This is a genomic window from Paenibacillus brevis (assembly GCF_018919145.1).
GTDB classification, from domain to species: Bacteria; Bacillota; Bacilli; order Paenibacillales; family Paenibacillaceae; genus Fontibacillus; species Fontibacillus brevis.
The window spans coordinates 44,523-57,631 of record NZ_JAHLQJ010000004.1 but is presented as its reverse complement, the minus strand read 5'-3'; the positions used below and the strand labels follow the sequence as shown (position 1 = coordinate 57,631).

Annotated in this window: 11 protein-coding genes; 8 read left to right on the top strand and 3 right to left on the bottom strand. The window is 48.1% G+C overall.

What is annotated here, in order from left to right; genetic code table 11:
- Window positions 1-20: 20 nt before the first annotated feature.
- Window positions 21-2,159: a helix-turn-helix domain-containing protein gene (locus KQJ23_RS05645; protein WP_216477717.1), complete on the bottom strand. Its 2,139-nt coding sequence runs from the start codon at window positions 2,157-2,159 to the stop codon at window positions 21-23.
- A 492-nt stretch (window positions 2,160-2,651) separates the two neighbouring features.
- Between KQJ23_RS05645 and KQJ23_RS05640 the strand changes: the two genes are divergently transcribed.
- The 3 genes from KQJ23_RS05640 to KQJ23_RS05630 all read left to right on the top strand — a co-directional run bounded on the left by KQJ23_RS05640 (window position 2,652) and on the right by KQJ23_RS05630 (window position 6,271).
- Window positions 2,652-4,364, top strand: coding sequence for a type 2 periplasmic-binding domain-containing protein (locus KQJ23_RS05640; RefSeq protein ID WP_216477716.1), 1,713 nt, complete (start codon window positions 2,652-2,654; stop codon window positions 4,362-4,364).
- Between the two features lie 71 nt (window positions 4,365-4,435).
- A complete protein-coding gene (locus KQJ23_RS05635; protein ID WP_216478082.1) occupies window positions 4,436-5,377 on the top strand; it encodes an ABC transporter permease in 942 nt (313 codons plus the stop codon).
- A gap of 12 nt (window positions 5,378-5,389) precedes the next feature.
- The gene (locus KQJ23_RS05630) at window positions 5,390-6,271 is read left to right on the top strand and encodes a carbohydrate ABC transporter permease (protein ID WP_216477715.1); all 882 of its coding nucleotides are present in this window, start codon (window positions 5,390-5,392) and stop codon (window positions 6,269-6,271) included.
- 244 nt (window positions 6,272-6,515) lie between these two features.
- On the opposite strand, the gene KQJ23_RS05625 is transcribed toward KQJ23_RS05630, so the two are convergent.
- Together KQJ23_RS05625 and KQJ23_RS05620 are read right to left on the bottom strand one after the other, a co-directional pair.
- A complete protein-coding gene (locus tag KQJ23_RS05625) occupies window positions 6,516-7,415 on the bottom strand; it encodes a TIGR03943 family putative permease subunit (protein WP_216477714.1) in 900 nt (299 codons plus the stop codon).
- A 79-nt stretch (window positions 7,416-7,494) separates the two neighbouring features.
- Window positions 7,495-8,490 (bottom strand): permease, encoded by a 996-nt coding sequence (locus KQJ23_RS05620; protein ID WP_216477713.1) that lies wholly within the window; start codon window positions 8,488-8,490, stop codon window positions 7,495-7,497.
- Between the two features lie 446 nt (window positions 8,491-8,936).
- Between KQJ23_RS05620 and rpmG the strand changes: the two genes are divergently transcribed.
- From rpmG to KQJ23_RS05595, 5 genes are all read left to right on the top strand, one after another.
- The gene (gene rpmG / locus KQJ23_RS05615; protein WP_216477712.1) at window positions 8,937-9,086 is read left to right on the top strand and encodes a 50S ribosomal protein L33; all 150 of its coding nucleotides are present in this window, start codon (window positions 8,937-8,939) and stop codon (window positions 9,084-9,086) included.
- 17 nt (window positions 9,087-9,103) lie between these two features.
- Entirely contained in the window at window positions 9,104-10,306 is a 1,203-nt protein-coding gene (locus KQJ23_RS05610; RefSeq protein WP_216477711.1) for a GTP-binding protein, read from the top strand.
- Window positions 10,307-10,384: 78 nt separating this feature from the next.
- On the top strand, window positions 10,385-11,089 hold the full coding sequence (locus tag KQJ23_RS05605; protein WP_216477710.1) for a metal ABC transporter ATP-binding protein: 705 nt from the start codon (window positions 10,385-10,387) through the stop codon (window positions 11,087-11,089).
- Window positions 11,035-11,907, top strand: a complete 873-nt coding sequence (locus KQJ23_RS05600) for a metal ABC transporter permease (RefSeq protein ID WP_216477709.1) — start codon at window positions 11,035-11,037, stop codon at window positions 11,905-11,907. The genes KQJ23_RS05605 and KQJ23_RS05600 overlap by 55 nt, the downstream gene beginning before the upstream one ends.
- Complete coding sequence (locus KQJ23_RS05595) at window positions 11,888-13,066, top strand: metal ABC transporter substrate-binding protein (RefSeq protein WP_216477708.1); 1,179 nt, start codon at window positions 11,888-11,890, stop codon at window positions 13,064-13,066. Before KQJ23_RS05600 ends, KQJ23_RS05595 begins: the two co-directional genes overlap by 20 nt.
- Window positions 13,067-13,109: the final 43 nt, after the last annotated feature.

The window sequence follows — 13,109 nt, the reverse complement described above, 5'->3', positions numbered from 1 at the left end:
ACTCCGCAGCATCACTGGGCTCATCCGGATTCTTTATATTTTCCCGGTGTAACTCCCTCATACTTTTTAAAGCTGCGTATCAGCGCATTGCTGTTCAAATACCCGACTTTGACAGCCGCGTCGGAGATATTGAGCTTTTCGTCTTTTAATAACACTTTTGCTTTCTCCAGCCTCACCTTATTAATGTAATCGGGCAGGGTTTCTCCGGTTTGTTCTTTGAAGAGCTTTGACATATAGCTTGGGGTAATCCCAAGATGATCTGCAATCATCGCTACATTTAACGTAACCTCTCCGTAGTGGTTGTTAACAAACTGGATGATATTCCTGCTCATTTCATAGAAACGATTGCCTATCTTTGATTGTATGCGCTTACATACCGACAATAGTGTGTTCGTAATTTCCGTCTGGAGTTCTGCTACGGTTTCACATTCAAACAACTGCTCCACCGGCTCGTCAGCAGCTATTTCTTTTACTGTCTTTACGACAGTACTTGCAAGGTCAAACATAAAATACCTCGTCATTTCAGCAGTAGGAGTGCCGTCCTTAAAGTTCGAGCGAATAATGTCATCAAGCAATTGCTTTCCTTTTTCAAACTCTCCGGATTTGATGCAATTCACTAATTTTTGCTCTTTTTCAAGAGGATAGAAGTAATCTCTGACATTATATTTCAGACTTTGGAAGCTGATGATCTTTCCGTTGCCGGCAATCAGCTTGTATTCATGGGCTTCTGCGGCTTCCTGATAGGCTTCCTGCATGCCGCGGATCCCCGTGTGCGCATCACTGATGGAAGCTGTGAGGCTCAGATCGTAATATCTTCCAAAGAAGCCCTGCAGCTCTTCTGTAATGCTTGTCAATTCCTGCACATGATCCACCGCTTCAGGAGCTTGCAGGTTCACTAGGAATACTATTTTTTCATCAATCTCTGTAACAAAGTTCTTGTATCCTGGTCCCAAGAGCTCCTCAAAAACATTGGTGATCACGAAGCTGGGAAGCTTCGACTTCGCTTCAAAATCATCTCCAATCCCTAAGGGAATTAGCTTACCCTTATCTTCTATGGATAGGAGCACCACGATAAAGTCATCGGAAATAAACTGCATGTCAAGCGCGTAAAACGCATTGTGATGCACGGAGATGTGGCCAAACGTCCCCTTTAAAAGCTTTTGCAGAAAATCTGCTCTCACTACACTGCTTTGCTGCTTAAGCTTCAGGTTTATTTTTTCCTTTTCTTGAAGCGCATCCTGAATGGCTTCATAAATAAATTGATATTCATTACTTGATCTGTCGTAAGAGCTCTTGATCTTCCCGTTTTGGACGATGCGGACAAGATTACGCACCGGATTATAGTTGCGCCAGGCAAGCAAAACCGATACGGCTCCTCCAAAAATTAAACATAGAATAATGCTTGCAATCATTAATTTTTCCGTAAACTCACTTTTTTCCATCACAATATCTCGCCTGACAATGGAAACATACTTTAGCTTGGATACATCGGATTTCGAATAGGATATAATCAACGAATTCTTTCCTTGCCCCTTCACCAGGATGTTGTCGTTGCGTTCAAGCTCATCCGCCTGCAAGATATCCGATAAAGAAAAAGAAGCTGTTGACGTGAGAATGTTGTTATCATTGTCCAGGATAAAGATACTCCCATACTGGGCTAATTGAATATTTTGGATCATTTCCGTAAATCGTTCCTGATTAAGCTGGACGACGACCGTAGCAAGCGGCTTCTCCGAATTAGTTATTGGGATTGAACGCATGTAGGCGAGCGCCTCTGAATCCTCCATGGAGTTTTTCTGATCGCTCATTGAGATATATCTGCCGCTGTATGCATGCTGCAGAGTATCTATCCATTGTTCATACCTTATATCATTCTTGACCAGAACAGGGTACATATAATTGCTCCTTGAAGCTGCCGTTGAAGAAATCACAGCATCCAAGTTTTTAAAGTACACGTAAAAATCATCTATGTAGCCATTCGTTATATTCATTCTTTTGAATTCTTTTACGATCTGAGAAACCTCATACTGTCTGCTATTCCAGTTGTTGTCCTGCGAAGTGGCCAGCAATTGAATGCCCGGATTGAAGGCAATATCGAAGCTTAACCGCTCGGCATCCTTTAGAATGTTGTCCATATTCAACTGGACTTGCTTCAGCATAGCAAGATTTGCCCTATTTGTTTCTTGTTCAATAGTCCCTACAGTGACAAGATAAACGATCCCGGTAAAAATGATGGGAATTAAAAGGATCAATATATAGGACAGGATTTGGGTAAAGATGATGCTGTTTCTAGTGCTCAAAACTCTCTTTAAGTTCATGGCTCCCCCTCATTATTATAATTGGTGAGTTCCTCAAGCAGGGATTATCGATCTTGGAGAGTCTGCGTTCCTAAATAGTATACTACAATCCTCTTTAACGGGAAGCGGACATCATCTGGTGTTGCGCCGTTTTTCTGTTTTTGATGATGATTTTCCCATATTCAATATTTACTTTTGGGATTTTGAATACGCATTCGGTCGGATGGAGATTGCTCTGCGGTTCATTGAGATACTACACTTGCCCTAGCAATTGTAATTGATGAGGAGACGGGAAGGCTTGCAGTCGGATTATAATTGCATGCAACAAAAAACATGAAGTTAAGGGGAGAAGAAATGTTGAAAAGTAATGTGCGGAAGAGTAAAAAGCTTTTGACCAAGATAGCTGCCGGTTTCCTCTTGATGGCGCTTTTTTCAACTGCGTTGACAGGATGCGGAGGAGAGGAGAAGGGGGGAGAACCAGCTGATTCGGCGAATTCCACTTCGACGCCGGCGGATACCTCGGTAACATTACCTTTTAAAGAAACGGTTACATTTCGCGTCTGGGATCCTCTGATGAGCACGGCTCTTCCTATCATGAAGAATTATGCCGAGTCGGAGCTGAATAAAGAGCTGGAGAGAAGACTGAATGTCAGGATTGAGTACATTCATCCTACAGAAGGCTCGGCGAAGGAGCAGTTTAACCTGATGCTTACCTCCGGCGACATACCGGATTTTATTGTAGGCACCTTCGGGGATTATCCGGGGGGAAGGGAAAAGGCCTTCGAGGATGGAATCCTGGTGGACATAAAGAATGAAATCCCCAAGTATGCTCCGGATCTGGCCAAAATTTATGAAGCCTATCCCGATCTGCTAATGGATGTGGAGACAGAAGAAGGAAGACAGTTCGGTGTTCCATTCCTCAAAGGCGATGAGAGTATCTACACCTTCTTTGGAGGCTTTCTGCGTAAGGATTGGTTGACAGAGCTGGAGTTGCCCGTACCGGAAACCATTGATGAATTGTATACGGTATTGAAGGCCTTTAAAGAACAGAAGGGGGCAACGGCACCCTTTACCGGAACGGTTGGAAATATTAAAGGAATGTACTTTACCGGAGCCTGGGGAATTAACCAGGATTACTTCATTGAGGATGGCAAAGTGGTATACGGAGCTATTGATCCAAGGTTTAAAGAGTACACCAAAACCATGGTGAAATGGTATAAGGAGGGTCTCCTGGACCCCGAGCTGGCTACGAATAATACCAAAACCATTGATGCTAAAATCACCGGCAATCAAGCGGGCGCAACCGTGGGGAATACCGGCTCAGGTCTGGGGAAATACCTGCCGCTGATGAAGAACAAGGACCCTGAATTTGACTTGGTCGCTATGCCGTATCCCGTCCTTAATAAGGGAGATTTCAATCCTTTTATGGCGAAGGATGGACCTACTGTTAACAATGGAGCCTGGAATATTACCAGTGCATGCGAGAATCTTCCAGAGGCGCTGGCATTCCTGAATTATGGATATACGAAGGAAGGCTCCCTGCTCTATAACTTCGGTATTGAGGGCGTAAGCTATACGCTGGAAGACGGGTACCCGAAATATACGGACCTGGTTACTAACAATCCCAACGGACAGCCCATTGCAACTATGGGGCAGTATTATACCCGTGCCTTCAAAGACGGCCCTTTCGTACAAGACAAGAGATATTTTGAGCAGTATATGGCGCTGCCTCAGCAGCAAGAGTCGTTGAAGACCTGGACCAAATATGCCAAACAGGTTACTGAAGCAAATAAGAACTACAGAGGCACCTTGACCCCGGACGAGGTTTCACAGACGACTACCAAGCAAAATGAAATTAACACGTATAAGGATGAAATGTTCCTGAAGTGGCTCATGGGAAAAGAGGACGTGGATGCGACTTGGGATAAATACGTGGAGCAAATCAAAAGGCTGGGTATTGAGGATATCATCCAGGTTAGGCAGAATGCCTATGACCGGTTCATTGAAAAATTCCCGCAGGCCTTAAATCCGCAATCGTTTAATATCAGCGACATCTTTGATAAATAGCATGATTGAAATGGGGGAGGACTTCCCCCGTTTCTTAATACAGGGAGGTTCAGATAGTGCCGGAATTAAAGATGCAGCCGCAGCATTTGATATACAAAAAGCCAAGTCTCATTCAGGCCATAAAGAAGGATTATAAAAAAAACAAATGGCTGATATTGATGGCTTTGCCCGTAGTAGCCTGGTATATCCTGTTTCACTACGTTCCTATGTATGGGGTCATCATCGCTTTTAAGCAATTTAGCCCCATAAAAGGAATCTGGGACAGCGCCTGGGTAGGATTAAGACACTTTCAAGACTTTTTTAACAGTATTTCCGCATGGAGGGTCATCCGGAATACCTTATTAATCAATTTCTATCAGCTCCTCTTTGCCTTTCCGGCTCCCATTATTCTGGCGTTATTGCTTAATGAAGTCAAAAGTAAATATTTTAAAAAGACAATTCAAACGGTTACCTACTTACCGCATTTTGTCTCTACCGTGGTGATCTGCGGGATGATTATCGATTTCTTCGCAAAAAGCGGTCTGATTAATGATATTGTTGCTTATTTCGGAGGCTCCCGAACAATCTTCCTTGTTGAAGCGGGATGGTTCAGGACCATTTATGTAGGCACCGGCATTTGGCAGGGTGTAGGCTGGGGCTCGATTATCTATCTTGCTTCTCTTACGGCTATTGATACGGAGCTCTATGAGGCGGTAACCATCGACGGAGCCGGAAGATGGAAGCAGTTTGTCCATATTACGCTCCCGGGAATCGCACCCACAATCGTGATCCTGTTAATTATGAATATTGGTCATATGATGAGTGAAGGTTATGAAAAAGTCATCCTGCTCTATAATCCCAGCACTTATGAAACCGCGGATATCATTTCATCCTATGTGTATCGGCGCGGATTGGTGGAGGCAAATTACAGTTTCAGTGCGGCGGTGGGACTCTTTAACTCCATCGTAAATCTGACTTTAATCGTAACAGCAAACTATGTTAGCCGGAAAGTCAACGAAACCAGTCTTTGGTAGGGAGTGGAAGGTATGGTTGTCAGAAAGACAGTGGGGGATTATGTTTTCGATTCGTTGAATGTCATTATATTGGCGGCATTGGCCGTGATAACCGCTTATCCGTTTATTTATGTTGTGTTTGCATCTTTGAGCAGTGCCGATGAGCTTACGGCCCATAGCGGCTTGCTTCTGAAGCCATTAAACTTCAGCCTGGAGGCTTATAAAGCTGTATTGGAGAATCCCATCATTTATTCCGGATATATGAATACGCTCTTTATTGTAGTGGTGGGAACGACCTACAATATCATTATGACCTCCATGGGCGCTTTTGTTCTTTCCAGGAAGGATTTTTTCTGGAGGAAGCTGATTACCATTATGATTGTGTTCACCATGTTTTTCGGGGGCGGGCTGATTCCCAATTTCCTGCTGGTCAAGAATCTCGGCTTAATGGATTCATTATGGGCCTTGATCATTCCCGGAGCCATCGGAACCTGGAATCTGATTATTATGAGAACGGCATTCCAAGGGATTCCGAGCGGGCTGGTAGAATCTGCTCATATCGATGGCGCTAATGATTTTGTTATCCTGTTCCGAATTATTTTGCCGCTGGCGTTGCCAACCATTGCCGTGATGGTGCTCTATTATGGGGTAGGCCATTGGAATTCATGGTTTGGGGCGATGATTTACTTGAGAGATCGAGAATTATGGCCGTTGCAGCTGGTGCTTAGAGAGATTCTGATTTCCAACAGCACGGATGAGATGATGTCCGGAACCGTAGCCCAGGACAGGGCAGCTATCGGGGAGACCATAAAATATGCAACAATTATGGTTGCTACACTCCCGATCCTGCTGGTCTATCCATTCCTGCAAAAATATTTTGTTAAGGGAGTCATGGTCGGAGCGCTGAAAGGTTGAGGCTGGCATGTTGTTCGCGGATTTCTTCGATTGAACTAAGCCTTGAAAAGGAAGAAATCCGCTCACAAAGGCGAGCACTGACGTGCTTATGCGCCTGCAGTTTGTGTTTTATTTTAATACCAAAAAATCTTCTAAATTTGGAGTTTGATGATATTTGATTGCCGCTTGCTTGTCCTTTTCAATAATGACCTTTGTTAAATCAATATTATTTATGCTGGCAATTAGCTTCCGTTTGCGATATCTTTTAGCTCTGTGCGTCGAACGCCGCTACCGAATCCGGATGGGTGAAAATGTACGGAGAGGCCGGCTGCTCGACGGATCTGATCTGATCGACCGTAATTTGCAGCCGCTCTTCACCGTTCACATTCCCCACTCCAATGGTTCCCTCCAGCTCTATCCAGGCATCCTCCTCCAGATCCGATACTACATCTCCGCGTGCCAGTACGCCGAACGGAACCGCATCCGCCGTGCAGCACATGACCAGAAAGCGGGTCAATGCGAAGCTGTCCGGAGGCATATCCTCCTCCCGAAAGACAAAGCCTTGCAGAACGATCTTTTTATCCGCAAAATGCTCTTTATACATATCGATGGCACCGATCGTCTCCGAGAAAATCAGGGGATCAACCTGAATAACAGGGAGCGGATACAGCCTTTTAGCTAATTCTGAAAACTCAACACTATATATATCCCGGGGAATAAACATTTCATCTAGTGTACTTAAGGCAGGGACGAAGGTATCTGCCGGCTTCGGCTTATGCTCGAATTCTGGGTCAGGAAAGGAATAGACAATGCCTTTTTTGGCTGCCATATCGCTTCCGAGTGCCTGATCAGGAAGCAGCAGGCCGAACAGCAGGGGGATGGCGAACATGCCGTATACGCCGCTGCTTTTCAGAAGACCGCCCGGGAGCGGGTGCTCGCAATCGCAGATTTGGGCGGAGTCTCCCATAATTGCATGCCACAGCATGCCAAAGGCGATGAAGAGAAGAGGGATCGGGCAGAGCAGCAGCAGCCTCTGCATATGGGGTGCCAAGTAGTAATGCAGCGCATCGGAATTGTTCAGGCCTATGATATAGAACGCAAGGCAGCACAACAGAATGGCGCGAATAAAGTAATGGCTGCGGTGCTTCAAGCCAAAAGAGTCCATCGTGAGATCACTCCTTTTCTATATAAGTTGAACTAATGATTATACACAGAAGGCAACGTGTAAAGTGTTCATCACGCTTTTAAAGAATCATATCTACGGCGACTGAACCGGTGAACACCAGCACGATGATCAATAGGCTCAGACCGATCACAAATTTAGGCTTAAACGTGGCAAAGAGCATGAGCAGGCTTTTGAAATCAAGCATGGGCCCCAGTACCAGAAAGGAAAGGAGCGGTCCGGTGGTCAGCACATGGGAAAAGGCGGAAGCCACGAAGGCATCGGAGGTGGAGCACAGCGATAGAACGAAGGCAAATCCCATCATCAGCCCGTAGGAGGATATCGGGCCATTGCCCAGTGCAAGCAGCTCGTCCCTCGGAATCGTCGTTTGAATGACGGCTGTCAGAAACGTGCCGAGCACGACGTATTTGCTCATTTCGAATAACTCATCCCCGGCGTGGGTGAAGAAGCTGTTCCAGGTTTTGGGATGCTGGTGGTTTCCCGTCCCTGCGCCCTGTGTCCCGAATTCCTGCAAGGAACGCTTGAGCGGATTGCGGCGGCACAGTCTGTATATAATTAAGCCGATCAGCGCAGCGACGGCAAAGGCAAGTCCCATTCGACCGTAAGCGATCTCTGAATGCGAGCGGAACGCCATCATCGTGGCGGCGAAGACGACCGGATTGAGAATCGGGCCGCTGAGAATGAAGGTTACCGCAATATGAGCGGGCAGCCCCTTCAGCATAAGCCTGCGGACGACGGGAATCATCCCGCATTCGCAAATGGGGAGGACAATGCCCAGCAAGGCGGCGAAGACGACGCCGATCACGGGATTTCTCGGACACCAGCGGGCAATCCACTCGTCTTTAACGAAAAGCTGGAGCAAGGAGGACAGGAAGACGCCCATCAGAATGAACGGGAAGGCCTCCAGGAAGATGCCGATAAAGATGGTTTTCAGCTGCTGCCATTGCGGGTGGGCGAAGAGAGCAGCACCGTGTTGCGGCCAGACCGCGACGACCGGGATTAGAAAGACGATAATTAGGAAGAGGGGCAGCGTTTTGTAGAACGTCGAAGCTCTCATTAATGGCCTCCTGTAATAGAGTTGTAGTATTTATTCTATGCCGGGGCAGGCAACAAATAACTTATAGAGGTAGTTCAAAAAGTTATCTTTTGATCACGAAGTAAATCATGAAGCTTAATCGACATCGAAGTTTGAATTCAGCCGGGCCTTCCGTTGCTCACGTAGGCCACCTACGCTGTGCTACTCAGTCCTTGGCTTCAACTAACCTAAAGCGTTTTGAAAAAAAATGCACATCGTAAGCATAAAACCCGGTGGTGAAAAGATGACTTTTTGAACACGCATTTTAACTTGTCCTGTTGATAAGAAGGAAGAGATTTAGTAATATATATTTCGATTAATCGTACTTATTACAAATAAATAATTGAATTGATTGACAGGTTAAGGGTCTATGTGTAAAATAATTAAATTAAATCGTAAAAATTACGAATTAAAAGGAGATGTGTAACATGAGAGTAGTAATTACATTAGCTTGCACGGAGACAGGAGACCGGAACTATACGACCACCAAGAACAAGAAGACTCATCCGGAGCGGATGGAATTGATGAAATACTGTCCTCGTCTCAGAAAATACACGCTGCATCGTGAGACCCGATAAAGAAGGAGCTAATATTGATGGAATCAACAAAGAAAATTCCTGTTACGGTACTGAGCGGATATCTGGGCTCCGGAAAGACGACGCTGCTTAATCATATCCTGCACAACCGGGATGGCTTAAGAGTAGCAGTCATCGTCAATGACATGAGCGAAGTTAATGTGGACGCCAATCTGGTGAAGTCCGGCAATACCTTGTCCAGAACCGAAGAGAAGCTGGTAGAGATGTCCAACGGCTGTATCTGCTGCACATTGCGGGACGATCTGCTGCGCGAGGTTCAGAAGCTGGCTGCCGAAGGGAGATTTGATTACATTCTGATCGAATCTTCGGGAATCAGCGAGCCGGTTCCGGTGGCGCAGACGTTCACTTATGCCAATCCTGAGCTGGACATCGACTTAACCTCGCTGACCCGGCTGGATACGATGGTTACCGTGGTGGACGCCAACCGGTTCTGGCATGATTTTGCATCGGGCGAGAGCCTGCTGGACCGGGATCAAGCGGCCGGGGAGAACGATTACAGGGATATTGTAGACCTGCTCATCGATCAGATTGAGACCTGCGATGTCTTGCTGCTGAATAAATGCGATCTGGTGGAAGAAGAGGAAGTGTTAAAACTCGAGGCGGTGCTAAGAAAGCTTCAGCCTGCGGCCAAGCTGATCCGGACGGTGAACGGCGTCGTGGATCCAAGGGAGATTTTGAATACGGGCCTGTTTGATTTTGAGAAGACAAGCCTGTCTTCAGGCTGGATTGCAGAGCTAAACAAAGAGGAGCATACGCCGGAAACCGAAGAATACGGCATCGGCTCGTTCGTGTATCGCAGCAAGGTCCCATTTCACCCGCAGCGTCTCAGCTACTTCTTCAGCAATTGGCCGGAGGAAGTCGTTCGTGCCAAAGGGCTCGTATGGATCGCCGCCCGCGGCGATATGGCGGCCACGTTAAGCCAAGCCGGACCTTCAATCCAGTTCGGTCCTGCGGGGTATTGGCTTGCAGCGATGCCCGAGGAGGAGCAGCGCCAAGTGCTGGAGAGCGAGCCGGAGGTGAGGGCGCGCTGGGACGAGAAGTGGGGAGACCGAATGACGGAGCTGGTTTTTATCGGCGTAGAGATGAACCGGCCGGATATCGAGCAACGGTTGGGACGCTGTCTGCTGACGGAAGAAGAAATGAAGCAGGACTGGAGCAGGTTCAACAATCCCCTGCCTTGGCCGGAGGAAGCTTTTCAATAAAACGGTTTACAAATCGTAATTATTACGCTAACATAGGTTGTTGTATAGTAATAATTACGATTAAAGGAAGAGATTTAAATGATTTTATCCTCTATGCGTGATGTGGTCTTTGGGTATGGACAGGAGGCTGTCATCGAGAATTTATCATTAGATATCCATGCCGGGCAACTGATTGGCATCACGGGAGAGAACGGCGCGGCCAAATCGACGCTCCTGAAGCTGATGCTCGGACTGCTCAAGCCCTGGAGCGGCACGGTGAATTTCCGCCGAATCCAGAAGGATGGCACCCGGTTGAATGTAGCCTATGTGCCGCAGCAGGCAGCTTCATTTAATGCCGGATTTCCGAGCAAGGTTAGCGAACTGGTCAGCTCGGGCTATTATTCCAAGCTCGGGCTGTTCCGGAGGTTTAAGGCGGAGCATCGGCAGAAGGTGGAGCAAGTGCTGCAACGGACGGATATGTGGGCTTACCGGGACCGGAAAATCGGGGATCTGTCCGGCGGGCAAAAGCAGCGTGTCTGTATTGCGCGAGCGCTTGTCCAGGAGCCGGATGTCCTGGTGTTGGATGAGCCGACCACGGGGATGGATGCTGCCAGCAGAATGAAGCTGTACGGGATGCTTCGGGAGGATGTAAGCCGGCATGGACGAACCGTGATCATGGTGACGCATGGCCTGGAGGAAGCTGCCCCTTATCTGGATGCGTTGATTCATCTGGAACGGAAGGAGGGGGGATGGCAATGCTCAGTTACGAATTCATGCAACGGGCCTTCTGGGCCGGAGGCCTGATTGCAGTTATCGCTCCGCTGCTTGGCGTGTACCTGATGCTGCGACGGCAGGCGCTGATGGCGGATACGTTGTCCCATGTGTCGCTGGCTGGCGTTGCTCTTGGCTCAGTGCTTCATCTCAATCCTGCGCTTAGCGGCTTTGCCGTTGCCGTAGCGGGAGGGCTTATCATCGAACAGCTGCGGCGTTCTTACCGTACATACAGCGAGATGCCGGTGGCGATCATTATGACCTCGGGGCTGGCGCTGGCTGTGGTGCTGATGAGCCTCAAGCAGAATTTGAGTAAAAGCTTCAGCTCCTATCTGTTCGGCTCCATCGTTGCGGTCAGCAATACGCAATTAGCTTTGATTGCGCTCGTTGCTCTGCTGGGGATTGGCTATTTTATCATTTTACGGCGCCCGTTATACAGTATGATCTTCGATGAGGAGACGGCCGAAATTTCCGGTGTTCGGGTAAAAGCCTTGTCCTTTTCCTTTGCGGTATTAACGGGAATGACCGTAGCGGCAGCAATGCCTGTTGTCGGCGTGCTGCTGGTCTCGGCGCTGATTGTCCTCCCTGCTTCGCTGGCCCTGCGGCTTGCTGCCGGCTTCACCTCGGCCATTTTCATTGCCATTGGAACCGGAATGCTTGGCGTGTTCTCCGGCTTGAGCGTTTCGTATTATGCGGATACGCCGCCCGGGGGGACGATCGCCTTGATTTTGCTATCATTCTTGCTGGTTACGATTTTAATCCAACGGTTGCTGCGGCTGATTGGCCGCCGGAGACCGCAAAAAACAATTCAGTCGAAGGAGTCAAATATCCATGAAATTTTGGAAGCATAGTGTAACGGTTTTATTTTTATCGATCATGCTGGTTGTGGCGGGCTGCGGCTCGAATGCCAACAATGCGGGTTCGAATCAGAATGCCGCTCCCGATTCGACACCTGTGAATAATGCAGCAGGAGAGAAGCTGAAGGTCAAGACGAGCTTCTACCCGATGTATGAATTCACCCGGCAAGTAGCCGGTGATCTGGCTGAGGTGGAGAATCTCGTGCCCGCCGGCGTAGAGCCCCATGATTGGGAGCCGTCGCCGCAGGATATGGCTGCTATTACAGATGCTGATGTATTCGTCTACAACGGCGCCGGAATGGAGAGCTGGGCGGAGCAAGTGCTGGATAGCGCTGCCGGACAGCATGTACTTGTCATCGAGGCGAGCAAAGGACTGGAGATCATGGAGGGCACGCCTCATAGTCATGATCACGAAGGGGATGACCACGCTCACGAAGAGGAAGGTCATGACCATGATGAAGCCGACCATGCCCACGAGGGCGAAGAAGCCCATAGTCACGAGGAAGCAGATCATGATCATGAGGGGGAAGATCACGCTCATGATGAAGCGGATCATGCTCACGAAGAGGAGGCTCATGACCATGAGGGAGAAGAAGCGCATAGCCATGACCACGACCATGACCATGGAGGGTTAGATCCGCATGTCTGGTTGTCTCCAGCGATGGCGATCCAGCAGGTTCGCAATATCGAGAAGGGACTGTCGGAAGCGGCGCCAGAGCACAAGGAGGCATTTAAAGCCAACGCAGATGCTTATGTTGCTCAGCTGGAAGCACTGGACAAGGAATTTCAAGAAGGCTTGAAGGATTCCCTTCGCAAAGACTTCATAACCCAGCATGCGGCCTTTGGCTATCTGGCCAAGCAATATGGCCTGACTCAGGTTCCGATTGCCGGCTTGTCCCCGGAACAGGAGCCTTCCGCAGCCCAAATGGCAGAAATCATTGAATTTGCGAAAGAGCACAACGTAAAGACGATCTTCTTTGAAACCCTGGTATCGTCCAAGGTAGCGGATACGATTGCTGCGGAGCTGGGCGCTAAATCCGCTGTTCTTAACCCGATTGAAGGATTGACCGAAGAGGATATCGCAGGTGGATTGGATTATCTCGGTCTGATGCGTCAAAACCTTGAAGCCTTGAAGGCAGCGCTGAACGAATAGAACAGGCAACCGATATGACCTGGAAAAGAGAGGGTGGGGAGAG